This is a genomic window from Ruegeria sp. CE8 (assembly GCF_056537465.1).
The window spans coordinates 241,382-263,704 of the sequence record NZ_JBQFRP010000003.1; the positions used below are offsets into that span (position 1 = coordinate 241,382).

A 22,323-nucleotide genomic window follows, 5' to 3' on the forward strand; every position below is an offset into this window, starting at 1 on the left:
TGACCTAAAGCGCTGACCGCATGGCCGTGACGATCGCGTGGTGCAGCGACCCGGCTGATGATCGCGGGCCGTAGATGCTGAACAACTCAGGTGAGCGGCAAAGGACAAAGCAGCCGATGTGGTGGATCGAACACCTTGATGCGCTGCCCGTGTCGATCTTGCGCAGATCAAGCATGCACATCAATTCCAACACGGCGGAAATCTTGTCGCCACTCAGGTCAAACCGGGTCCACCCATCCGTTTGCTCTGTCACGGACGCGGTGTCGCCCACAGCGGCCTTCACCTGATCCGCGATGTTTTCGTGCGTTTCGAACGGTGCTTCGATCATCCATTGATCCGGGCTTGCCCAGAAGGCTTTCACTGTTTCACCGGCAAGCCGACCAACATCAGGCGTAGGTACTTTGATCAGATCAGAAAGGGCCGTTCGGGCAGCGGCTTCCTGTCCCAGGCGGGCCGCGACCGAGGCGAGGGCGACGCCCGGGTATTCCGTACAAATGACACCGCCAACAGCGTCGACGCGGGGTTCAGTTCCGCCCAATGCGGTTATTGCAATTAGATCAGGCACGCAGACGCTCTCCTTCGGGATCAACGAAATGGGCCGACACGATTTCGACGTCGATAGTCAGGTCGGTCAGAGGGGAAACTAGGCGCATCTTCTCGCCCAGACGATCAGAGCCGTTCTTCAGCAGCCCCAGCCCGATGTTACTGTTCAGAATGGGCGAATACGCAGCCGAGGTGACATATCCCTGATCATGTGCCGCATCGACCGGTCCGTCGGTGTTCATCAGATGGCCGCCGGCAGTGATCTTCTCTTCCGGTGATACCGGTTTGATCCCGACCAGTTTCAGAACGTCCGGTTCGTTCAACGCCTCACGCTCTGACAGGGTCGAGCCGATGCTGTCTTTTTTCTTTGACACCATCTTGCCCATGCCAAGGTTCAACGCAGTCGTTGTACCATTCAGCTCGTTACCGGCTGCGTGACCTTTTTCGATCCGCATAACGCCCAGCGCTTCGGTGCCATAGGGGACAACGTCAAACTCTTCACCTTCGGCCATCAAACGCCGCATCATGGCATCGCCATAGCGTGAGGGCACCGCGATTTCGAATGCCAACTCTCCCGAGAACGAGATCCGGAACAGCCGCGCGCGCAACCCGCCGCAGACGGTGATGTTACCACAGGCCATAAACGGAAACGCCTCGTTCGAGATATCGAACTCCGGATCGACGATTTTTTGCAGCAACTTGCGCGAGTTGGGACCCGCGACAGCGTATTGCGCCCAGGCCTCGGTGGTCGAGATCAGCTGCACGTCCATGTCCGGGAACAGACATTGGCGCACGAATTCCATGTGACGATAGACACTTACAGCATTTGCCGTGGTGGTCGTGACAACAAAATGGTCCTCGGCCAGACGTGCCGCCGTACCATCATCCATCACCATGCCGTCTTCACGCAGCATCAGTCCATAGCGGGTTTTACCGATGGCGAGCTTTGCGAAACCGTTGGCGTAAACCCGGTTGAGAAAGGCCGCCGCATCCGTGCCCTGAACGTCGATTTTGCCCAGTGTCGTACAGTCGCAAACACCGACGGACGCGCGGGTCTGACGGACTTCGCGATCAACGGACTCGCGCCAATGGGTTTCGCCGGGCAGGGGGAACCACTGCGCGCGCAACCAATTGCCGACTTCGACAAAAACGGCTCCACGTTCCTTGGCCCAGTAATGCGAAGGCGTCAGACGTGTGGGATGGAACTCCTGTCCCTTCATCCGGCCGGCAAAGGTGGCAATCGGGACGGGAGTGTAGGGCGGGCGGAAGATGGTGGTGCCGGTCTCGGGAATGGATTTCCCGGCCACCTCGGCCATGATCGCCAGAGCTGAGATGTTCGAGGTTTTGCCCTGATCGGTCGCCATGCCCAGCGTGGTATAGCGTTTCAGGTGTTCAACCGACCGGAAACCTTCCTGATAGCTGAGTTTGACGTCTTTGACAGTCACGTCGTTCTGCTGATCCAGCCATGCGCGCTTGCAGCCTTCGACATACCAGAACGGCTTTTGCGAGACCGGGGCGTCTTCGGCTGCGGGCAGGTCGGGCAGAGCATTGGACAGCTCCAGAGCCTCAACTGCACCGCTTACACCGGACTGCAATGCGCCATGGGTCGACATCACCCCATTCGCAGCGCCCGCGACGGACATGCCCACTGGCAGATTTGACCCCGGTGCAAACGCGTCCAGATCCTCATTCCAAACCGGTCGTCCTCGTTGATGGCAGGTCAGGTGAACGTTCGGGTTCCACCCCCCGGAAACGCCCAGCGCGCCGCAATCCAGCGTACGGATCGAGCCGTCGGGCAGGGCAACTTCGACAAAGGTCAACCCAAGACGCCCCTTGGTATCAATGACTTGCGCGCCACTCAGGACCTCGTAGTCATAGCTGGTCGGGGCATCCTTGCGCACATCGATAACGGCGCTGATGTGAACGCCCTTGGCATGCAGATCGGCGGCCGTGCGGTGACCGTCGTCGTTGTTGGTAAAGATCGCCACACGCTGAGAGGCCGTCACCGCAAACCGGTTGGAATAGGTCCGCAGCGCGCTTGCCATCATGATGCCGGGACGGTCGTTGTTCTCGAACGCAATGGGCCGTTCGGTTGCGCCAGCGCAGAGCAACGCCTTCTTGGTATAGATGCGCCACAGGATTTGGCGTGGCTTTCCTGCGGGCAGGGTGGCCAAGTGGTCTCCGGTCCGTTCAACGGCACCATAGATGCCGTGATCGAATGCGCCGATGACGGTTGTTCTGGTCATCAAGCGAACATTCGGCATGGCGGATAGCTCCGCCACGGCTTGTGCGGCCCAGTCGGGGGCGCTTTGATCGCCAACCGAGAATGTCTCGCTGTTCAAGCGCCCGCCAAATTTGAAGTCCTCGTCTGCCAGAATGACATCCGCACCGGCACGACCGGCTGTAAGAGCCGCCATCAACCCCGATGGTCCGGCACCGATGATCAGCAGGTCACAATGGCGGAAGCCTTTGTTATACTCGTCAGGATCAGCCTCCATCGACAATGAACCAAGGCCCGCAGCGCGACGGATGATCGGCTCGTAGACCTTTTCCCAAAAGGCAGCGGGCCACATGAAGGTCTTGTAGTAGAATCCGGCGGACAGGAAATTCGAGAACAGGTCGTTCACCGCCATGGCGTCGAATTTCAGGCTGGGCCAACGATTCTGCGAATGCGCCTCCAGCCCGTCAAACATCTCAATCGTCGTGGCGCGGGTGTTGGGTTCTTTGCGGGCACCGGTGCGCAGTTCCACGATGCCGTTGGGCTCTTCGGAGCCCGCAGTCAGAAGCCCACGCGGGCGGTGGTACTTGAACGAGCGTCCGATCAGCCGCACGTTATTGGCCAGTAGGGCCGAGGCCAGCGTATCGCCGGGATGTGCGGTATAGCTGCGGTTATCAAACCGGAAGTTCACTGTGGTGTTGCGGTCGATCTGGCCGCCGTTCAATCGGTTGTTTTGCGTCATTTGGATCGCCCCCGCGCGCGGGCCACGTCGCGGGCCAGTTCTACCTTGGATATCTCGTGTGTGGTGGTGTCGCGGGTCACGACCAGCCAGGACCGGTCGCCCGCCTCGTGAAACCACAACTCCTGATGCTTGCCTGCGGGATTGTCGCGCAGATAGCCATAGTCATAAAAAGCCTCAGCCGCGTTTTCGTCCTGCCAGTCCGGGCGGTCGATCAGTGACGCGTCACCCAGATAGGTGAACTCCGAGGCGTCGCGCGGGCCCAGAAGGGGATGGTTGATAATCATTTTTGTGCTCCCCTCAGTGCAGGTTGGGCTGGTTGCCCACGCCTTTTTCGTCGATCATCCGGCCCGTGCGGAACCGGTCGAGACGATAGGCGGTGGCAACTGGATGCGGTTCATCTTTTGCCAGCAAATGGGCAAAGCAATGGCCCGAGGCCGGGGTTGCCTTGAACCCGCCATAGCACCAACCGCCATTGAAATAGAGGCCTTCGACCGGGGTGCGGTCGATGATCGGCGAGCCGTCCATCGACATGTCCATGACACCGCCCCACATGCGCAGCAGGCGCGCGCGGCCGATCATCGGCATCAGGGCAACGCCGCCTTCGCACACGTCTTCAACCACGGGCAGGTTCCCTCGTTGGGCATACGTGTTGTAGCCGTCGATATCGCCCCCAAAGACCAGACCACCCTTGTCGGATTGGCTGACATAGAAATGACCGGCGCCAAAGGTGATGACGCTGGGCAAGACAGGTTTCAGACCTTCGGACACAAACGCCTGCAGAACGTGGCTTTCAATGGGCAGACGCATTCCCGCCATGCCCATCACCCGGCCAGAGTTGCCCGCAACAGCACAGCCGACTTTGTTGGCACCGATAAAGCCTTTCGACGTTTCAACGCCCAAGCATTTTCCATTTTCGATCCGCAGGCCAGTGACTTCGCAATTCTGGATGATGTCGACGCCGTGGCTGTCCGCGGATCGGGCAAAGCCCCACGCGACCGCGTCGTGGCGTGCGGTTCCTGCGCGTCGTTGAACCAAACCGCCTTTGATTGGAAAACGGGCGTCGTCAAAGTTCAGATAGGGATGTTCCTTGCGAACTTGATCGGCATCCAACAGCTCGGCATCTGCACCGTTGAGGATCATCGCGTTACCGCGCCGGGTGTAGGCGTCGCGTTGACCGTCCGTATGGAACAGATTGATGATCCCGCGCTGACTCATCATGGCGTTGTAGTTCAGGTCTTGTTCCAACCCTTCCCACAGCTTCATGGAGAATTCGTAGAACGGCTCGTTCCCGTCCAGCATGTAGTTCGAGCGAACGATGGTGGTGTTCCGCCCGACATTGCCGCCGCCGATCCAGCCTTTTTCGACAACGGCAACGTTGCGCTGGCCGTAGACCCTGGAAAGGTAGTGGGCAGTTGCTAACCCATGACCTCCACCGCCAATGACGATGATGTCGTAGTGGGCCTTGGGTTCAGGGTCGCGCCAGACCGGTTTCCACCCCTTGTGGCCGGTAAGCGCCTCTTTGATGACTCGGAAGCCGGAATATCGCATGAATCGGACCTTTTTTGCCAGAATTCACTATTTTGGTGCAGTGCGATATCCTCAGATGCGACATCGGTATGTCTGAATCAGACCCTTTCCTGCACAGTTTCTGGGATCTATTGCAAAACCCATGAAAAGAATGCGCCTTCCTCGGGTGTCGCGCCTTGCGAGGCAAGAAAATACCCCTCGGTGGCGGGCGCGGAGACCTCGGGCATACGCTCAACCTAGCCGGCATTCAGCCCGATCTGTTTTTTCTGACCTGAACCGAATTTAGACATCTGCCCGAAGCTCAAAGTGCTCATCTGGCCAGGTCGTACTGACGAAAGAACTGACATCTCTAGGTGCTGAACCTGAAGGTGAGGCAAGGCCGGAGAGATCACGCATTCAATGACACTGGTTGAGGCGCCACAGTGACGTTCCGCGCGTTCTTCTGTCAGATAAGGCGAGGCAGCGCTTTGCAGCAACTCAAGCGCGGGTATCTGCCACATGATGATCCGCTATGTCGTTGAAGCCCGCGAAGGTGAGTTTTGTGCTTTCCCCTCTGCGACTTCGGCCACTAAACCTCGTCAGGATGGTGGTCCGCCGATCTGGATCGCCGCACGTGACCCAAACAACCATGAGTTCGGTGTTCATAATGGGTTCAATATCCAGGTCACGCCGCTGTGGCTGGGCATGGAAGAGATCGAAACCCTTATGGGTTGTTCAATGAGGCGTGGGACATCTGCCCTGGACCTCGTCCAAAGATCATGCTGCTGCATCAAACCTTTGTCGGAAAAGACGATGAGGACGTGGCGCAGGCTCGAAAGATCGAAGATACCCTGAGCAAGGCGCAGGGACAGGGGCAGGCTGCCGTATTTCAATTTGTCGGAGAAATTGCTGATCGTCCCAATAGCTACATGATTCCAACTCTGGTCGACGTACGTCGTCCCGGACAGAAACGCTGAAAATCGAATTGTTCGGGCCGGTGATGTCGTTACTGCCATTCGACACCGAATAAGAGGCCATCACTCCGGCCAACATCAAGCCATACGGGCTGGGGGTCGGGGTATTCACTCAAAACCTGACACGAGCGCATCGTGTGTCCCAACGGATCAGAGCCGAAATCTGCTGGGTGAGCACCTCTCGCGCGATCTCTCTGATCGCACCGTTTGGCGGGTTCAATCATTCCGGATATAGTCGCGGGGCTGGGGGCGAGGCGATACTGGATTACACCTGAACCAAGACGACCTGGATCAGCACGGCGCATGAGCCGATGGCGAACCCTTTCGTAATGCGCTAGAGATTCGCAAAAGCAGGGCTTTAGGCCGGGAAGGGAGGCGCTTATGAAACTTGCAAAACCAATCTTCCCGCCGCCGCAAGATGCGTCGGAACGCAAAGCGATCACGCCGGTTATCTGCTATCCGCCAGACACACTGAAGCAGGCCGATCTGGCCGCTTTGCAAGTGCTTCGCGAGGGCGCGACCAAGACTGCGGAAGCCACCGCGGCGCCCCGCGATGCGGTGTGTATCGAGGTTCCGGCTGGTGCTTTTGTCCGAGTGGTTTCGGTGGATGGCCCGCAGGTCGGCGACCTGAACATGTGGAACAAACATGACCTGACTGAGCGGTTTTACTCTGGCAAAACCCGCGCATTGCATGGCACGCACTTGTCGACCGGTGACCGAATGTGGTCGAGTTTCCCGAACATGCGGCCCATGGCGACTATCGTTGCAGATACGTTGGACTGGTATGGGTTTGATGCCTATGGCGGCTCAGTCCATGACGTGATCGGGACACGGTGTGATCCGTATACCGGACGTCTGCTCTCGGGGGATGATTATCACTACTGCTGCCATTCGAACCTGACACGCGCATTGGCAAGTCACTGCGACTTGCCGTTGCACGAAGCGGAAATGCTGGTGCATGATGTTCTGAACGTGTTCATGTGCACCGGGTTCACGCGTGACACCGGCCACTATTTCATGAAGGCTAGCCCGGTTCGGCCCGGAGATTACCTTGAGTTCTATGCCGAAATCGACCTGATTGTCGGGCTATCGGCGTGTCCCGGCGGGGATTGTTCGTCGGAGCATTCCTCGGACGCGGCAGCATGCTATCCGCTGTTGATGGAGGTTTATGACCCGGGCGCAGACGCACGCGCCGCTCATGTGCAACCGGATCGGTCAAAGTACGACCGTTCGCACGGAAGCACCTAGCCCATCAGGCGGCGTCCCAGCCGGTTCAGCATTCGGCAGCACAGGTCCAACTGTTCGATTTCCAGAAATTCGTCCGCCTTGTGCGCCTGTACGATTGAGCCCGGTCCGCACACGATCGCGTGCACGCCCAGTTTCTGGAAAAGCCCGGCTTCGGTCGCAAAGGCGACAACACCGGTTCCATTTGCGCCCGTCAGTTCTGCAACCAGATCACGGGCCGCGTTTTCCTCCATGGGTTCAAGGCCTTCGACCTCGGCGACGGCTTCTTGCGTGATGCTCGATTCGCTGTGAACCGCCTGCATCGCGGGCAACAGAGAATGCTCGACGTAGTCGGCGAGCGTACTTTTGACGAGGTCCGCATCGCTGGCCTGCACGGGGCGCATCTCCCACGCGACCTCTGCCTTGCTGGCGATGACATTGTGCGCAACACCGCCAGAGATTTTTCCGATGTTGACTGTAGTCCAGGGCGGCTCGAACCGGCTTTCGGTTGGCGCTCGCGACTTGAGGATATGGCGCAGCTCCAGCAGTTTTCCGATATAGCGCGCGGCGTATTCCGCAGCATTCACGCCGTCATCGGGGGCCGAGCTGTGACCCTCCAAACCTGTGAACCGCGTCGTGTATTCAAAGCAGCCCTTGTGCCCCTCGATCACCCGCATTTCGGTCGGTTCGCCGATGATGGCGATGTCTGGGACAATGCCACGCTCGGACAGATCGTTGATGAGGGTTTGCGCGCCAAGGCAGCCGACTTCTTCGTCATAGGTAAAGGCAAAGTGCAACGGTTGGGTCAGTTTGCCGGCATCCAAAGTTTCGCCAAAGGCCAGTGCGGCTGCGATAAACCCCTTCATGTCGCAAGTACCCCGGCCGTAGAGCTTGCCGTCACGCTCGGCCATCTGAAACGGATCAGAGGTCCAGTCCTGATCGGCCACGGGAACCACATCCGTATGGCCCGACAAAAGGATGCCGCCCGGCATGTCCGGTCCAAACGTGGCAAACACGTTGGCCTTTGCGCCAGTCACGTCACGGGTTTCGATGCAGCGCGCACCCAGCGCTTCCAGCCGTTGGGTCAGATAACTGATCATGTCCAGATTCGAGTCCGCCGACACCGTTTCAAAGGCGATCAGGTCAGTGAGTATTTCTTTGGACCTTTGTACACTCATGGCTTTACGAACAGCTTTCTGGGCCGGTTGCAGAAACACTCGGCAGGCCCGGTTTCAGTGATCAGGATCGACTCGGTGATTTCAAGGCCCCAATCGTCCATCCAGAGGCCGGGCATGAAGTGAAATGTCATGCCGGGCTCCAGAACAGTTTCATCTTCGGGGCGTAGGGAAATCGTGCGTTCACCCCAGTCCGGCGGATAACTGAGGCCAACCGGATAGCCGCACCGCGCACCCCGTTCGATCCCGGCCCGTTCAAGAGGAGCAGCCAGCGCCGACGCAATATCGCGCGCCTGATTGCCGGCGCGGGCGGCGTCCAGACCGGCCTCGAGCCCTTCGACCAACGCAGCTTCGGCCCGACGTAGATGATCGGGCGGATCACCCAAAAACACGGACCGGCAGAACGGTGTGTGATACCGGCGATAGCAGCCAGATAGCTCGAAGAACGTGCATTCACCTGATTTGAACGGCGCGCCATCCCACGTCAGGTGTGGGGCAGCAGCGTCAGCACCGGACGGGAGCAGGGGAACGATGGCCGCGTAATCGCCCCAATCATCACCAACCCCGGTGATTGCGTCATGGTAGATTTGCGCGACGAGGTCATTCTTGCGCATGCCCGGTTCTATGCGATCCAGAACACCGTCGATCACATGCTCGGAAATCCGAGCGGCCTTACGCATCAGAGCGATTTCTTCGTCAGATTTCACTGCGCGCTGCCAATTCACCAACGCGTTTGCATCGATCAACTCCGCCTCGGGGAGTTCCGCCAGCAGTGTCAGATGCGCCTTGGCCGAATAATAGTAATTGTCCAGTTCAACGCCGATGCGGCCTTTTGCCAAACCTAATTCTGCAATCAGTGTTGCAAGGTCCTGCATCGGGTGGCGAACCGTCGATTGCACATACTCGTCCGCATAGCCATGGATGCGATCGTCCAGCATCCAAACCGTTCTGCGCGCGCCGTTGGCATCCTGATTCCTCCCCCACCAGATCGGGTCGGCGTTGTGTAGAATCAGAACCCCCTGGTGCACGTAGAATGACCAGCCTTCATATCCGGTCAGCCAGGCGATGTTCGATGGATCCTCGACAAACATCGCGTCCAGTCCTGCGGCAGACATGGCAGCGCGCGTCTTGGCCAATCTCCGGTCGTACTCGGCACGGCCGAAGGCCGGATCAGCATGAGGCATTGTGGGCTCCTGTCTGGGGCGAGTTCTGTTGACAGAACTTGACGAATACGTTCACGTCAATGGGCATCACAGGGAAGACACCAATTTGAAAATCTCATCCAACCCCTATCGCGGCGGTGAAAAGCTGATCGACAGCGCTCCGTTTCCTTCGACCAATGTCGCGCGCGCCTCAGAGTTGATTGCGCGTTGTTTGTCAGCGGACGAAACCCCTTTGGTTCGGGTCGACGGGCTGGCCGAGATCGCGGACCTTTGGATCAAGGACGAACGTGGTCGGATGAATCTGGGGTCTTTCAAGGCGTTGGGGGCGGCGTATGTCATTGCCAGACACGCTGCAGATCTGGCTAAGATACCGGATGACACCACTCTGTCCGGCCGTACATACGTGACCGCAAGTGCAGGCAACCATGGCTTGAGCGTCGCGGCGGGTGCAAAGAAGTTCGGCGCAAAAGCCGTTGTTTATATTGCGGAAACCGTACCGGAGAGTTTTGCTGACCGCCTTCGGGCGCAAGGTGCTGAGGTTGTGCGCAGCGGCGCGGACTACGCCGCAAGTATGGATGCCGCCAGCCAGGCCGCGCAGGATAACGGATGGATCTTGCTGTCAGACAGTTCGTGGGAGGGGTACTATGAACTGCCGCACACGCTGATGGAGGGTTATCTGAAGATGGCCGCTGAAGCTGCCGAGCAATGTCCGGAAACTCCAACACATATCATGCTGCAGGCCGGCGTTGGCGGTATGGCCGGAGCGTTTGCTGCTTATGCGCGCACGGTTTGGGGGGATGAGCCTCAGATCATCGTGGTTGAACCCGATGCAGCTCCCGCGCTGCAGGCAAGTATTGAAGCCGGCGCTTGCGTCTTCGCGGATGGTCCCGACAGCATCATGGGGCGTCTGGACTGCAAGGAACCATCGCTGATCGCATTGAACGGCCTGGCGCGAGACGCGGACCGTTTCCTGACGCTGAGCGATGATGAAGTCGCGAGCGCACTACCGGTCATGGCGAATGCGGGCATTGCCACAACGGCGTCCGGAGGGGCAGGCGTCGCTGCCGTCATGAACGCCGATGTGCGCGCCGCTTTGCGAATTGACCCGGAGGCGCGGGTTTTGTGCATTCTCTCCGAGGTCGCTGAATGAGGGGGTTCGACGCTTTAGAATTCACCATGCGAACGGAACGGGCACAGAGCATGATGCGCGACGTTGGTCTGTCGGCGTTGTTACTGACCACGGAACCCGAAATCCGATATTTCACTGGTTACCTGACCCGTTTCTGGGAAAGTCCGACACGCCCTTGGTACCTGATCGTACCCGCCAGCGGCAAGCCAATCGCCGTGATCCCGTCGATCGGGGCCGCGCTTATGGCAGAAACCTGGATCGACGACATCCGGACCTGGGCGGCTCCGGATTTGACGGACGATGGCGTCAGCCTATTGGCCGATGCCCTGCGCGAGGTTGCTCCAACGCACGGCAAAATCGGTTTGCCCGACGGACATGAAACACATGTCCGGATGCCATTGGCGGATTTTCGGCGTTTGCAGGAGGCGATCGGTAAGCGCGATCTGTGCGGTGATGAAGGGATATTACGAACCCTTCGCATGGTCAAATCTCCAGCTGAAATCACCAAAATCGAAACGGCCTGTTCCATTGCTGGGCGCGCATTTCATCGCGTTCCCGAAATTGCTGGTGAGGGTGTCGCGCTGGATACAGTATTCCGCCGGTTCCAGATGTTGTGTCTTGAGGAAGGCGCGGACTGGGTGCCTTACCTTGCCGGCGGTGCGGAACAGGGTGGTTACACCGATGTGATTTCCCCGGCAGCCGATACGCAGCTACAGCAAGGTGACGTTCTGATGCTGGACACCGGTTTGGTCTGGGACGGGTATTTCAGCGATTACGACCGCAACTGGTCGATCGGTCCGGCCAGTGCGTACGTCCGGAGCGCACACTCAGCACTGATCGAGGCTTCGGACGCCGCATTTGATATCGCCCGCCCGGGTGCGACTGCCGCCGATCTGTTTCATGCAATGAACGCGGTCCTTTCGCGCCACGATGCCGATACCGGGGCAGGGCGACTGGGGCATGGTCTGGGCATGTCACTGACGGAATGGCCGTCATTGATACCAACTGATCACACGGTGCTGGAACCCGGTATGGTTCTGACCCTCGAACCGGGGATCGCTGTGGGCGGGAAGATCCTCGTTCATGAAGAAAACATCGTCATCACCGAGGGGGCACCCCGCTTTATCAGCCCCCGCGCAGGTCCGGAGTTGCCCGAGTTATGACGCGCTTAACTTATTCAATTGATGCCGACGACCTGACAGCATCCCCGATGGGGTTGATCGTTTTGCAGACCGACGAAACGCTGGAGCCCGAATTCTCCGCGTATTTTTCGGACCGGACCTGCCCGATTTACGTGTCCAGAATTCCCAGCGGTAAAAAAGTCACGACCGACACTTTGGCGGAAATGGAAAAGGCACTGCCGGCTGCGGCGGACCTTCTGCCCAAGACAAGGCCTTACCGGGTTGTGGGGTATGGCTGCACCTCCGCCAGCTCGGTCATCGGGTCCGAGCAGGTTGAAAGAATGGTTCAACAGACCTGCGATGCCGCGATTGTCACAAACCCTTTGCGGGCGGCGTCTGCCTGTGCTCATGACCTTGGTGTTAGAAAGTTCGCACTATTGTCTCCTTACATAGAGGAAGTGAACGATCCCTTACGGGAAGCCTTTGCTCGAAACGGCATTTCGATGGATGTTTTCGGAACATTCGGCGAGGCGGAAGAGGCCATGGTTGCCCGAATTTCCCGGCAGTCCGTGGTCGACGCGGCAATGAATCTTGGTCGGGATAATTCAGTTGAGGCTGTCTTTATAAGCTGCACAAATTTAAGAACTTTTGATGTTCTTTCCGAGGTGCAGGAACGGTTGCAGAAACCGGTTCTGTCCAGCAATCAAAGCCTTGCGTGGCACATGCGTAAGTTGAATTGTGACTGAATAATACGCGGCATGAAACACAATCGTTGCATGAGTGACATATTTTGGTTGCGTGCTGCGCCCTGCATGTCCTTAAATAGAACGGACAGGTCTTTGAGATCCGGATGAACCGGGCAACCAAGGGCCGCACAGGGAGACAAATCGGTAAATGTCAAATGACGCAGCGTTCGTCGAGTTTCAGCATGTCCAAAAATCATATGATGGTGAGATCCTCGTTGTAAAAGACCTCAACCTTTCGATGCCGAAGGGAGAGTTTCTTACAATGCTTGGGCCCTCGGGGTCGGGTAAAACGACCTGCCTGATGATGCTGGCAGGATTTGAAACAGCCACTCATGGCGAGATCATGTTGGACGGGCGTCCAATCAATAACATCCCTCCGCATAAACGCGGCATTGGCATGGTTTTTCAAAACTATGCCTTGTTCCCGCACATGACGGTGGCCGAGAACCTGTCCTTCCCATTGGAAGTGCGGAAAATCGGCAAGGACGAGCGGGAAGAGAAAGTTCGGCGCGCGCTGGACATGGTTCAGATGGGGGCCTTTGGCAGTCGCCGACCGGCGCAGTTGTCGGGCGGTCAGCAACAGCGGATCGCGCTAGCCCGCGCACTGGTATTCGAACCCGAGCTGGTTCTGATGGACGAACCCCTTGGAGCGCTCGACAAGCAATTGCGCGAACATATGCAGTTTGAAATCACGCGTCTGGCGCACGATTTGGGTATAACGACTGTATACGTGACGCATGACCAGACCGAAGCTCTGACGATGTCCGATCGGGTGGCGGTGTTCGATGACGGGCGCATTCAGCAGCTCGCGCCACCGGATATGCTGTACGAAGAACCGGAAAACAGCTTTGTCGCGCAGTTTATTGGCGAAAACAACACGTTGGAGGGTGTGGTTAAGTCGATTGACGGTGACACCTGTGTTGTGGCGCTGGACGATGGATCCGAAATTGACGCCAAGCCGGTCAATGTTCACGCGGCTGGTGAGCGGACCAAAGTGTCGATCCGGCCCGAACGGGTTGAGTTCAACAAGGATCGCCTGCACGCGGATGCGCATACGCTGAAGGCAATGGTGAAAGAGTTCATCTATATGGGCGATGTATTCCGCTTCCGCCTGTCGGTCGCGGGCAATGACGACTTCATCATCAAGACGCGAAACGCTCCGGACGCTGTCAGGCTATCACCGGGGCAAGAAGTCGAAATCGGCTGGCTAGCGCAGGACTGTCGCGCGCTGGACGCCTGAGACCGAGAAAATTCCCGCGCAGTCCGCCCGGGCACGCGGGACAATCAGACGGTCGGGTTGCCCCGTGATCCGATCTTCAAAGTTAAAATTAACGGGTATAACAGGGAGTTAACTATGAAAGTTACCAAAACCACTCTGATGGCGAGTGCGGTTGCCGCGGTTGCCGGTGGCGCGATGGCCGAAGAGATGACAATCGTCTCGTGGGGCGGCGCATACTCCAAATCGCAGTTGAAAGCCTATCACGAGCCATATTCGGAAAAGACCGGCGTCACCATCTTGAATGACGACAGCTCGAACGAAGCGGTTGCCAAGCTGCGGGCCATGAACGAAGCTGGCAACATCACTTGGGATGTGGTTGACGTTGTTGCTGCAGATGCGATCCGCCTGTGCGACGAAGGTTTGGCGCTTGAGATCGATTTCGACACTCAACTGGCTGCGGCACCGGATGGAACGCCCGCGTCCGAGGATTTCGGCGATCTGCTGGTCAGCGACTGCTTTATTCCGCAGATCGTGTATTCGACCACTTTCGGCTATCGCACCGATCTGGTTGGCGACAACCCTCCGACCGAGATTTGCGCAGTGTTCGACTTGGAAAACTATCCGGGCAAACGTTCGCTGGAAAAACGCCCGATCAACAACATGGAATGGGCTCTGCTGTGCGACGGTGTTGCTAAGGACGACGTATATGACGTTCTGGCCACTCCGGAAGGGCAGGATCAGGCGCTGGCCAAGCTGGACACCATCAAGGACAGCGTTGTTTGGTGGTCTGCAGGGGCCGACACGCCGCAGCTGCTTGCCGATGGCGAAGTCATCATGGGTTCGACCTACAACGGACGTCTGTTCAGCGTGATTGAAGAGCAGAAGCAGCCCGTAGCCATGCTGTGGGACGCGCAGGTGTTCGATCTGGACGGCTGGATCATTCCTGCCGGTCTGAGCGAAGAGCGTCAGCAGCGCGCGCTGGACTACATCATGTTCGCAACTGACACGCAGCGTCTGGCGGATCAGGCCAAGTACATTTCGTACGGTCCGGCACGCGCCTCTTCGGCACCGCTGGTTGGTCAGCACGCTGAACTGGGCATCGACATGGCACCGCACATGCCGACCGATCCGGAAAACGCCAAGAACACGTTCCTGTACAACTACGAGTTCTGGGCTGATTACCGCGACGATATCGACGCGAAGTTCCAGGCATGGCTGGCACAATAAGCCTGCCTTGAAACGCAAGGTCGGGGCCGCCAATGGCCCCGACCCACCAAAGACCAAGGGACGCAGATGACTGACGCAACTCAATCCGGTCCGATGCTTGCTGCCGACGGCACACCGCTGAAGAAATCTCTGGCGCGATCTTTGCGCCGCCGCAAACTCAGGGCACTGGCCCTAATTGCGCCCTTGTTGTTGTTTGTATTGCTCTCGTTCGTCATCCCGATTGTGTCGATGTTGTTTCGGTCGGTCGAGAACGGCATCGTTGCTGAAACGCTCCCGCTGACTGTGGTTGAGCTGCAGAACTGGGATGCAGAAAGCGGAGAGCTGCCCGACGAAGCTTTGTACGCTGCGTTTACGAAAGACATGGTCGAGGCCGTTGAAGCGAAAACGCATACGAGACTCGGTACACGCCTGAACTATGAGAAGACGGGCATGTCCTCGATGTTCCGAAAGTCAGGGCGTAATATCAAGCGTTTGGACCCCGAAGCTGACGCGCCGTTCAAGGAAAAGCTGATCGAGATTCACGATGGCTGGGGCGATGTCGAGACCTGGCGCACGATTAAAACTCATGCTGTTCCGATCACGAACGGTTACTTCCTGAACGCCATCGACATGCGTCGTACACCCGAAGGTGCGCAGGCGCAGCCCGAGGACAAACAGATCCTAATCAAACTGTTCGGTCGTACGCTGATGATGTCGCTGATTATTACTGGCGCCTGCATTCTGTTGGCCTATCCGGTTTCGTATCTGCTGGCGACGTTGCCGATGCGCGTGTCGAACCTGCTGATGATCCTGGTATTGCTTCCCTTCTGGACTTCGCTGCTGGTGCGAACGTCTGCGTGGAAGGTCATGTTGCAACAGCAGGGCGTGATCAACGAAACGCTGGTCTGGCTGGGTTTGGTCGCTGATGATGCGCGACTTGTGATCATCAACAACCAATTTGGCACGATCATTGCGATGACCCACATTCTGCTGCCGTTCATGATCCTGCCGATGTATTCGGTGATGCAGACGATCCCGCCATCCTACACGCGCGCGGCCAAGTCGATGGGCGCGACCAACTGGACAACCTTCTGGCGAATCTACTTCCCGCAATCCATTCCGGGCATAGGGGCAGGGTCGATCCTCGTGTTCATTCTGGCCATCGGCTACTACATCACGCCCGAGATTGTGGGCGGCACCAAAGGTGTCTTTATCTCGAACCGGATTGCCTATCACATCTCGTCCTCGCTGAACTGGGGTCTGGCGGCGGCGCTGGGGACGATCCTGCTGGCGGTCGTTCTGTTGCTCTACTGGTGCTACGACAAGATCGTGGGCATCGATAACGTGAAGTTGGGATAAAGATCATGGCAGCACTTACACCTATATCCCGCAAGCCGTTGTCGGTCGTTCTGCCAGCTGTCTTCATTGCCGGAGGTTTTGTCGGCATGTTCGTCGGCGCCGGGCAGGGCAATGTCCTGCTGGGCATCCTGATCGGCGCCGCGCTGATGGCGGCGCTGGCCTGGGTCTATATCACCGTGCTCGACAATGAACGTGTCGCGCGCTGGATTACGGTCCTGGGACTTGCCGCCATCGGGTTCTTCTTTGCCGGGATCACCGGTTTGATCGCCGGGCTGCTGGTCGGCTGGTTCTTTGCCTTTTTCATCTTCTGGCTCTACGAGGGGCGCTATCGGCAAAAGCTGTTGCCTTATCTGACAGGTCCGCAGGTGTTCGAGCATTACCTGTTCCGCGTGATTTGCGGCGCTATTTTTGTCTTCCTGATCACGCCAATCCTTGTGGTTCTGCCGCTGTCGTTCAACGCTCAGGACTTCTTTACCTTTACGCCCGAGATGCTGCGGTTGGACCCCGAAGGATATTCGCTGAAGCATTACCGCGATTTCTTCACCAACAATGAATGGCAGCGCAGCTTCAAGAACTCGCTGATCATCGCTCCGATTGCAACGATCATCTCCGTGTCTTTGGGGACTCTGGCAGCCATCGGTCTCAGTCAGAGCCACGTGCCAGGGCGTCGGGCCATCATGGGGATTCTGATCTCGCCCATGATCGTGCCGCTGATTATCTCGGCGACGGGAATGTTCTTCTTTTACAGCGACATCGGACGCTTTCTTGAAGGCACGCTGGGCATGGATAAAAACTTTGTCGGGTATATCAAAGTCATCCTTGCACATGCCGTCCTTGGTATCCCCTTCGTGATCATTACCGTGACGGCCACTCTGGTCGGATTCGATCAATCGCTGACGCGGGCTGCTGCAAACATGGGGGCCGGTCCCGTCAGGACGTTCTTCAAGATTCAGATGCCGCTAATTCTGCCCGGTGTGATCTCGGGCGGGTTGTTCGCCTTCATCACGTCTTTCGACGAGGTTGTCGTGGTGTTGTTCGTTGGCTCGGCCAGTCAGAAAACGCTGCCGTGGCAAATGTTCACCGGTTTGCGTGAGCAGATCAGCCCGACAATTCTGGCGGTTGCGACGATCCTTGTGGTGATCTCGATCGCGTTGCTGACCACAGTCGAACTGCTGCGCCGCCGGTCCGAGCGTTTGCGGGGTCTCAGCCCCGCTTGACGCGACTCGAAAGCTGATTTAGCGATTTCACCATGCACTTCGGTCACGATGGCGTCGTGACGCAAAGCGGGGTGCATGGCTCTCGGTTCCCGAGGCCGCTTGTCCTGAACGCCGGGGCTTGTGGCCGGGCGATGCCAGTCCGGCATTGAGGAGAGACCACATGACTGATCTACAAAGCCGCCCCGAGTTCTTCACATGCCACAATGGCGACAAGGCTCCGCTGCCTTTCAGCAAGGCGGAATACGCCCGGCGTCTGACTAGTCTGCGCGCGACCATGGCGGCCCGCGATATCCCGGCGGTGCTGCTGACGTCGATGCACAACATCGCTTATTACTCGGGCTTTCTGTACTGCTCGTTTGGTCGCCCATACGGGTGCGTGGTGACGCAGGATGCCTGCACGACCGTGTCCGCCAATATCGACGCGGGCCAGCCATGGCGTCGCTCGGTGGAAGAAAACGTGATCTATACCGACTGGAAGCGGAACAATTACTGGCGCGCGGTGGCGAGCCTGATTGGTTCGACTAAGCGGGTCGGTATTGAAGGCGATCACATGACGCTGGCCATGCGTGACACTGCGCTGGACATGCTGGGTGGGCCAGAGCTGGTGGATATCGCACCCGACACGATGGCCGCACGTATGGTGAAATCTTCGGAAGAGATCGAACTAATCAAGGGCGGCGCGCGTACGGCGGATGTGGGCGGCGCGGCCATTCACGCAGCCATCCGCGAAGGTGCGACCGAGATCGAGATCGCCATGGCCGGCCGTGACGCAATGGAAGCCGAAATCGCGCGCGCCTATCCGGACGCAGAATACCGCGACACCTGGGTTTGGTTCCAATCCGGCCTGAATACGGACGGGGCCCATAACCCCGTCACCAAACGTGCGCTGGAGAAGGGTGATATCCTGTCTCTGAACACCTTCCCGATGATCTCGGGCTATTACACCGCGCTGGAACGTACCCTGTTCCTGGGCGAGCCTGATGCGGACAGCCTGCGCATCTGGAAGGCCAACGTTGCCGCGCATGAACTGGGTCTGAGCCTGATCAAACCCGGTGCAACTTGCTCGGGCATCTGTGAAGAGATCAACCGGTTCTTTGCCGATGAGGGCCTGCTGCAATACCGGTCGTTCGGATACGGGCACTCCTTTGGTATCCTTAGCCACTACTATGGCCGTGAGGCAGGTTTGGAACTGCGCGAGGACATCGATACAGTTCTTGAGCCCGGGATGGTTGTCTCGATCGAACCGATGCTGTGGATTCCTGAAGGCCAGAACGGTGCGGGCGGCTATCGCGAGCATGACATCCTGGTCGTCGAGGAAACCGGTGCCGAGAACATCACGGGCTTCCCATATGGGCCCGAGCACAACACGATCAGCGCCTGATCGATTGGGCGAGAGGGGCGACCAGCCCTTCTTGCCATTCCCACGGAAGGTGACCAGGTCAACGCCGCTGGGGGGCAAATCTTGGATATTTGGGAGATTGAGGTGCCCCCAATGGATGGTTCATGTGGTCGCCGGATAAGCCGCGGGACGGAGACGCGCGTTTGCCACGTTTCGATTTACCGGTGCAGTCCAATCAGGACGTCCAATTCATGACAGGCGTTAGTGGAGGGACATTGGCCAGTCACGGGGTTGATTGTCTGCTGCGCGGATGTGTATCTGGCACAACCGCTTGAAAGGACTAGCCGTGGAACGTCACGAATTGCCACCAGAGACGGGTGCCTTTTACATCAACCTGGATCGGGTTCCAGCGCGTCGGGCCTTTATGGAAACGCAGTTTACCCATTCGGGACTGGCCGGAGCCACACGGTTCAGCGCGACCGATGCTCAGCAACCCGACGCACTGGAAGGCAATGGCTATGTTCCGGGCGCCGGCAGTCGTTGGGGATTGAAGCAAAGCGAAATCGCCTGTTTCGAAAGCCATCGTGCCGTTTGGCAGACCGCAGTGGAGCGAAATCTGAAGGCGGTTGCTGTATTCGAAGACGACGTAGAAATGTCCGATCAGGCGGGCTCGGTGATCTCGACCTTGCTGGACGCAGGTGACGCGTACGACATGATCAAGCTCGACTACTCGCCTCGTTCCCTTCGATTTGGGCCCGAGGTGCAAATTGCGGGCGTAAACGTTCGCCCAATGCTCGAGATGGCTCCAAGCGCGGCCGCCTACATTCTTTCGCACAAGGCTTGCTGCAAGCTTTTGACCTGGTCAGAGAAGTATTCTGATCACCTGGACGATTTTGTTTCTATCCCCCGACCGGACTGGCGGATGTACCAGTGTTTTCCTGCAGTTGGGGTCCAAATGATCTGGTCAAAACAACAGGAACAGACGGTCGAGGCGGTGAAAATTAGCGAACGGTCGCAGGACCGAAAGATCAATAGCGGCTTGGATAAAGGCCCGCTCTGGTTCCGCATCCGGCGCGAGTTACAGGCCGCGCGACGCAAGTTGTACTGGCGAATGGGCGGTCAGACGCGACTTCTGGAACAAGGCGGGTTTGTTGGCTTCATTCCCTGCGCCAACGACCTGAGCGTTTGAGGTCAACCTACGGCAAACGCTAGTGCAGGGACCGCAGAGCACCTCAATTGTCTCATAAGCGTTAACAAAACTGTCAATATGATATAATCTTGTGGCGTTAGTGGTGCGTAATGCGTGGGTATTGGTGTGGGTCAGACAATTTACGAAAGGTATGGCGGCTTCAAAACGATCAGTCGGATCGTGATGACTTTTTACGAGATGGCATTGGATTCCGACCAGATCGGTGGCCATTTCGAAGACATAGACATGCCGCGCTTGATTGATCATCAGACGAAATTCGTTTCATCGCTCGTTGGTGGGCCCGCGTCCTTTAGTGACGACAGGATTGAAGCGGTGCATCGGCACCTAAATATCTCTCACGCAGATTTTGACGAGATGGCCACGCTGTTCAGCGAGGCCCTGTCGATGCACGGGATGGAAGATGCGCACATAAAGATTGCCCTTGATGCCATTGAATCGAAACGCGCAATCATAGTCGCGCGTGACGCCGCATGAGTATTCTGGCCATAAATGAACAACTGCTGCGCGCGATAGGTGTCGGTGTTGCCGTTGTGCGCGCCTCTGATTTGTCGTTCGTTTTTCACAACGGCCCGTTTGCCGAGTGGTTCGGGGCGCCGAGCGACGACCAAACCCTGTTGGACTTTTTTCCCGATCTCGATCGAAAGGAACTTGAGGACGTGAAGCAATCGGGCCTGCGCTACTCGGTCGAGTTGCAGGTCAAACCCAAGCGCCGGACGCTCATATTCGCAGCAGCGGTGTCTTTGGCCAACGGTCTGTCCGAACAGGTTCTGGTGGTCGAGTTCCAGAACATCACCCGCATTCGCGAACTTGAAAGCATGATTGACAGCTATTCGACAATGGTCGAACGCAACACCCGCGAGTTGGAACGCGAGAAGGAGCGGGTAGAACGGTTATTGCTGAACCTTATGCCGCGCGCCGTGTATGAAGAGTTCAAGACCTTTGGCGTGGTCACGCCGCAGCTTTTCGATCAGGTCTCGGTAGTGATGCTGGATTTTGTCGGATTCACGGACTTTGCGGCCAAGACCGATCCGACGGTCACGCTCAGCGAGTTGAATGATATTTTCACGGCCTTCGACCGGATCGTCGAACAGTTCGGGTGTGAGCGGATCAAGACCATCGGCGACGCGTATCTGGCGGTCTCAGGTATGCCTGATCCAACGCCGGATCATGCTACTGCGGTGGCACATTGTGCCGTTCGATTCCTGCGCTACTTAGAGCGGCGCAACGAAAGCCATCCCCACAAATGGCAGGCAAGGGTCGGTCTGGGCATGGGGGCGGCTGTGGGTTCAGTCGTGGGCATTCAGAAGTACGTCTATGACGTGTTCGGACCTGCGGTGAACATTGCTTCGCGCCTGCAAGTCTTTGCAAATCCGATGAATATCGTTGCCCCGGAAGAGATGAAATATGCGCTGATCGACGAATTCCAGGTCTCGGATCTGGGGCGCGTCGATATCAAGGGGATGGGTGAGATGAACTTGATAAACATCACATCCGGCCTTAGTGCGCCTGTGTCGCGGCCTATGTTCTAGCCGGCGTTCATTCGTCTTGCGGCACCAGACCCAGACCCCGCAAATAGATGCCGATTCCGCTCTCCAACAAATCCTCGGGTGAAAAAGGCGAACTGGCACCCGTGTTTCGCGCATATAGCTCAACCACGCCGTGGCTCATGGCCCAGATATGAGCACTGAACATCGATGCGGGCGGGCGCTTTTCTGGGGGGATATGTTGCGAAAGGTCTGAAGCGGCTTTTTCCAAAACGTTTTTGGCCCGGTTCGCGGCCAGCGCCAGTTCAGGCGTGCGATTGACGGATATCCCGCTTTCGAACATCGCGATGTAGTGGCCAGGGTGCTTGCGGGCAAAAGCCAGATAAGCGCGACCCGTCGCCTCGAATGCAGCCAGAGCGGAAGGCTGACCCTTGTCGTATGCGTATTGCATCAGGTCCGCGAACATTTCGAACCCTTGCCGGGCGGCTTCGGCAATCAGATCCTCGCGGCCCTGAAAATGCCTATAGACTGCGGCAGGCGTCACCCCGGCGGTTTTAGCCGCTTCGGACAGGGTAAAGCCGGTCGGACCCTTTTCTTCGATCAGCGACAGCGCGGCCTCGATCAGGGCTTGTTTGAGATTGCCGTGGTGATAGCCGCGTTTCGTCATCCCTTAGTCAGGAGCCTTTTTTGTTTAAGCCTTGGGGAACCAAGACATAATCCACGTGCAGGCATTCGTCCAATACTCAGC

Annotated in this window: 21 protein-coding genes; 14 read left to right on the plus strand and 7 right to left on the minus strand. The window is 57.7% G+C overall.

The genetic code is table 11. The features are described from left to right. Window positions 1-4 precede the first annotated feature (4 nt). Genes ACR0AA_RS06835 through ACR0AA_RS06850 form a run of 4 tightly spaced genes read right to left on the minus strand, consistent with a single transcriptional unit; the run spans window position 5 to window position 5,051 of the window. Window positions 5-565 (minus strand): sarcosine oxidase subunit gamma, encoded by a 561-nt coding sequence (locus ACR0AA_RS06835; RefSeq protein ID WP_480661423.1) that lies wholly within the window; start codon window positions 563-565, stop codon window positions 5-7. Then, window positions 558-3,503, minus strand: coding sequence for a sarcosine oxidase subunit alpha family protein (locus ACR0AA_RS06840; protein ID WP_480661424.1), 2,946 nt, complete (start codon window positions 3,501-3,503; stop codon window positions 558-560). Before ACR0AA_RS06840 ends, ACR0AA_RS06835 begins: the two co-directional genes overlap by 8 nt. Continuing rightward, on the minus strand, window positions 3,500-3,787 hold the full coding sequence (locus ACR0AA_RS06845) for a sarcosine oxidase subunit delta (protein WP_480661425.1): 288 nt from the start codon (window positions 3,785-3,787) through the stop codon (window positions 3,500-3,502). Before ACR0AA_RS06845 ends, ACR0AA_RS06840 begins: the two co-directional genes overlap by 4 nt. A 13-nt stretch (window positions 3,788-3,800) precedes the next feature. Further along, complete coding sequence (locus tag ACR0AA_RS06850; protein ID WP_480661426.1) at window positions 3,801-5,051, minus strand: sarcosine oxidase subunit beta family protein; 1,251 nt, start codon at window positions 5,049-5,051, stop codon at window positions 3,801-3,803. Between the two features lie 737 nt (window positions 5,052-5,788). Here ACR0AA_RS06850 and ACR0AA_RS06855 point away from each other — a divergent pair. The 3 genes from ACR0AA_RS06855 to ACR0AA_RS06865 all read left to right on the plus strand — a co-directional run bounded on the left by ACR0AA_RS06855 (window position 5,789) and on the right by ACR0AA_RS06865 (window position 7,231). After that, complete coding sequence (locus tag ACR0AA_RS06855) at window positions 5,789-5,986, plus strand: hypothetical protein (protein WP_480661427.1); 198 nt, start codon at window positions 5,789-5,791, stop codon at window positions 5,984-5,986. 89 nt (window positions 5,987-6,075) lie between these two features. Continuing rightward, the gene (locus tag ACR0AA_RS06860; protein ID WP_480661919.1) at window positions 6,076-6,258 is read left to right on the plus strand and encodes an aldehyde dehydrogenase family protein; all 183 of its coding nucleotides are present in this window, start codon (window positions 6,076-6,078) and stop codon (window positions 6,256-6,258) included. A gap of 106 nt (window positions 6,259-6,364) precedes the next feature. Next, window positions 6,365-7,231, plus strand: a complete 867-nt coding sequence (locus tag ACR0AA_RS06865; RefSeq protein WP_480755709.1) for an urea carboxylase-associated family protein — start codon at window positions 6,365-6,367, stop codon at window positions 7,229-7,231. On the opposite strand, the gene argE is transcribed toward ACR0AA_RS06865, so the two are convergent. Further along, window positions 7,228-8,385 carry an acetylornithine deacetylase gene (gene argE, locus ACR0AA_RS06870; RefSeq protein WP_480755710.1) on the minus strand — a complete coding sequence of 386 codons (1,158 nt, stop codon included), beginning with the start codon at window positions 8,383-8,385 and terminating at the stop codon, window positions 7,228-7,230. The two genes, ACR0AA_RS06865 and argE, sit on opposite strands and share 4 nt — an antisense overlap. Continuing rightward, window positions 8,382-9,566, minus strand: a complete 1,185-nt coding sequence (locus tag ACR0AA_RS06875) for a M24 family metallopeptidase (RefSeq protein WP_480661430.1) — start codon at window positions 9,564-9,566, stop codon at window positions 8,382-8,384. The genes argE and ACR0AA_RS06875 overlap by 4 nt, the downstream gene beginning before the upstream one ends. Window positions 9,567-9,651: 85 nt before the next feature. On the opposite strand from ACR0AA_RS06875, the gene ACR0AA_RS06880 reads away from it, so the two are divergent. The 11 genes from ACR0AA_RS06880 to ACR0AA_RS06930 all read left to right on the plus strand — a co-directional run bounded on the left by ACR0AA_RS06880 (window position 9,652) and on the right by ACR0AA_RS06930 (window position 21,620). Then, the gene (locus ACR0AA_RS06880; protein ID WP_480661921.1) at window positions 9,652-10,695 is read left to right on the plus strand and encodes a pyridoxal-phosphate dependent enzyme; all 1,044 of its coding nucleotides are present in this window, start codon (window positions 9,652-9,654) and stop codon (window positions 10,693-10,695) included. After that, complete coding sequence (locus tag ACR0AA_RS06885) at window positions 10,692-11,837, plus strand: M24 family metallopeptidase (RefSeq protein WP_480661431.1); 1,146 nt, start codon at window positions 10,692-10,694, stop codon at window positions 11,835-11,837. Before ACR0AA_RS06880 ends, ACR0AA_RS06885 begins: the two co-directional genes overlap by 4 nt. Continuing rightward, a complete protein-coding gene (locus tag ACR0AA_RS06890) occupies window positions 11,834-12,541 on the plus strand; it encodes a maleate cis-trans isomerase family protein (protein ID WP_480661432.1) in 708 nt (235 codons plus the stop codon). Before ACR0AA_RS06885 ends, ACR0AA_RS06890 begins: the two co-directional genes overlap by 4 nt. Before the next feature lie 148 nt (window positions 12,542-12,689). Then, on the plus strand, window positions 12,690-13,781 hold the full coding sequence (locus ACR0AA_RS06895) for an ABC transporter ATP-binding protein (RefSeq protein ID WP_480661433.1): 1,092 nt from the start codon (window positions 12,690-12,692) through the stop codon (window positions 13,779-13,781). 114 nt (window positions 13,782-13,895) lie between these two features. Then, window positions 13,896-14,987, plus strand: a complete 1,092-nt coding sequence (locus ACR0AA_RS06900) for an extracellular solute-binding protein (protein ID WP_480755711.1) — start codon at window positions 13,896-13,898, stop codon at window positions 14,985-14,987. A gap of 66 nt (window positions 14,988-15,053) precedes the next feature. Then, window positions 15,054-16,325, plus strand: coding sequence for an ABC transporter permease (locus tag ACR0AA_RS06905; RefSeq protein ID WP_480755712.1), 1,272 nt, complete (start codon window positions 15,054-15,056; stop codon window positions 16,323-16,325). 5 nt (window positions 16,326-16,330) lie between these two features. Beyond that, the gene (locus ACR0AA_RS06910) at window positions 16,331-17,542 is read left to right on the plus strand and encodes an ABC transporter permease (protein ID WP_480755713.1); all 1,212 of its coding nucleotides are present in this window, start codon (window positions 16,331-16,333) and stop codon (window positions 17,540-17,542) included. A gap of 160 nt (window positions 17,543-17,702) precedes the next feature. Then, on the plus strand, window positions 17,703-18,923 hold the full coding sequence (locus tag ACR0AA_RS06915) for an aminopeptidase P family protein (RefSeq protein WP_480755714.1): 1,221 nt from the start codon (window positions 17,703-17,705) through the stop codon (window positions 18,921-18,923). Window positions 18,924-19,227: 304 nt separating this feature from the next. Continuing rightward, on the plus strand, window positions 19,228-20,070 hold the full coding sequence (locus ACR0AA_RS06920) for a glycosyltransferase family 25 protein (protein ID WP_480661438.1): 843 nt from the start codon (window positions 19,228-19,230) through the stop codon (window positions 20,068-20,070). Between the two features lie 126 nt (window positions 20,071-20,196). Beyond that, window positions 20,197-20,565, plus strand: coding sequence for a group I truncated hemoglobin (locus ACR0AA_RS06925; RefSeq protein WP_480755715.1), 369 nt, complete (start codon window positions 20,197-20,199; stop codon window positions 20,563-20,565). Then, a complete protein-coding gene (locus tag ACR0AA_RS06930; protein WP_480755716.1) occupies window positions 20,562-21,620 on the plus strand; it encodes an adenylate/guanylate cyclase domain-containing protein in 1,059 nt (352 codons plus the stop codon). The genes ACR0AA_RS06925 and ACR0AA_RS06930 overlap by 4 nt, the downstream gene beginning before the upstream one ends. A 7-nt stretch (window positions 21,621-21,627) precedes the next feature. Here the strand turns inward: ACR0AA_RS06930 and ACR0AA_RS06935 are convergent, their stop codons facing one another. Continuing rightward, on the minus strand, window positions 21,628-22,242 hold the full coding sequence (locus ACR0AA_RS06935; protein ID WP_480661441.1) for a TetR/AcrR family transcriptional regulator: 615 nt from the start codon (window positions 22,240-22,242) through the stop codon (window positions 21,628-21,630). Window positions 22,243-22,323: the final 81 nt, after the last annotated feature.

Bases quoted from the DNA above. Each gene is read 5' to 3' on its own strand.
- ACR0AA_RS06915 (WP_480755714.1), top strand. From the start codon at position 17,703: ATGACTGATCTACAAAGCCGCCCCGAGTTCTTCACATGCCACAATGGC.
- ACR0AA_RS06930 (WP_480755716.1), top strand. From the start codon at position 20,562: ATGAGTATTCTGGCCATAAATGAACAACTGCTGCGCGCGATAGGTGTC.
- ACR0AA_RS06895 (WP_480661433.1), top strand. From the start codon at position 12,690: ATGTCAAATGACGCAGCGTTCGTCGAGTTTCAGCATGTCCAAAAATCA.
- ACR0AA_RS06840 (WP_480661424.1), bottom strand. From the start codon at position 3,503: ATGACGCAAAACAACCGATTGAACGGCGGCCAGATCGACCGCAACACC.
- ACR0AA_RS06910 (WP_480755713.1), top strand. From the start codon at position 16,331: ATGGCAGCACTTACACCTATATCCCGCAAGCCGTTGTCGGTCGTTCTG.
- ACR0AA_RS06845 (WP_480661425.1), bottom strand. From the start codon at position 3,787: ATGATTATCAACCATCCCCTTCTGGGCCCGCGCGACGCCTCGGAGTTC.
- ACR0AA_RS06850 (WP_480661426.1), bottom strand. From the start codon at position 5,051: ATGCGATATTCCGGCTTCCGAGTCATCAAAGAGGCGCTTACCGGCCAC.
- ACR0AA_RS06875 (WP_480661430.1), bottom strand. From the start codon at position 9,566: ATGCCTCATGCTGATCCGGCCTTCGGCCGTGCCGAGTACGACCGGAGA.
- argE (WP_480755710.1), bottom strand. From the start codon at position 8,385: ATGAGTGTACAAAGGTCCAAAGAAATACTCACTGACCTGATCGCCTTT.
- ACR0AA_RS06905 (WP_480755712.1), top strand. From the start codon at position 15,054: ATGACTGACGCAACTCAATCCGGTCCGATGCTTGCTGCCGACGGCACA.
- ACR0AA_RS06935 (WP_480661441.1), bottom strand. From the start codon at position 22,242: ATGACGAAACGCGGCTATCACCACGGCAATCTCAAACAAGCCCTGATC.
- ACR0AA_RS06890 (WP_480661432.1), top strand. From the start codon at position 11,834: ATGACGCGCTTAACTTATTCAATTGATGCCGACGACCTGACAGCATCC.
- ACR0AA_RS06885 (WP_480661431.1), top strand. From the start codon at position 10,692: ATGAGGGGGTTCGACGCTTTAGAATTCACCATGCGAACGGAACGGGCA.
- ACR0AA_RS06855 (WP_480661427.1), top strand. From the start codon at position 5,789: ATGCTGCTGCATCAAACCTTTGTCGGAAAAGACGATGAGGACGTGGCG.
- ACR0AA_RS06900 (WP_480755711.1), top strand. From the start codon at position 13,896: ATGAAAGTTACCAAAACCACTCTGATGGCGAGTGCGGTTGCCGCGGTT.
- ACR0AA_RS06865 (WP_480755709.1), top strand. From the start codon at position 6,365: ATGAAACTTGCAAAACCAATCTTCCCGCCGCCGCAAGATGCGTCGGAA.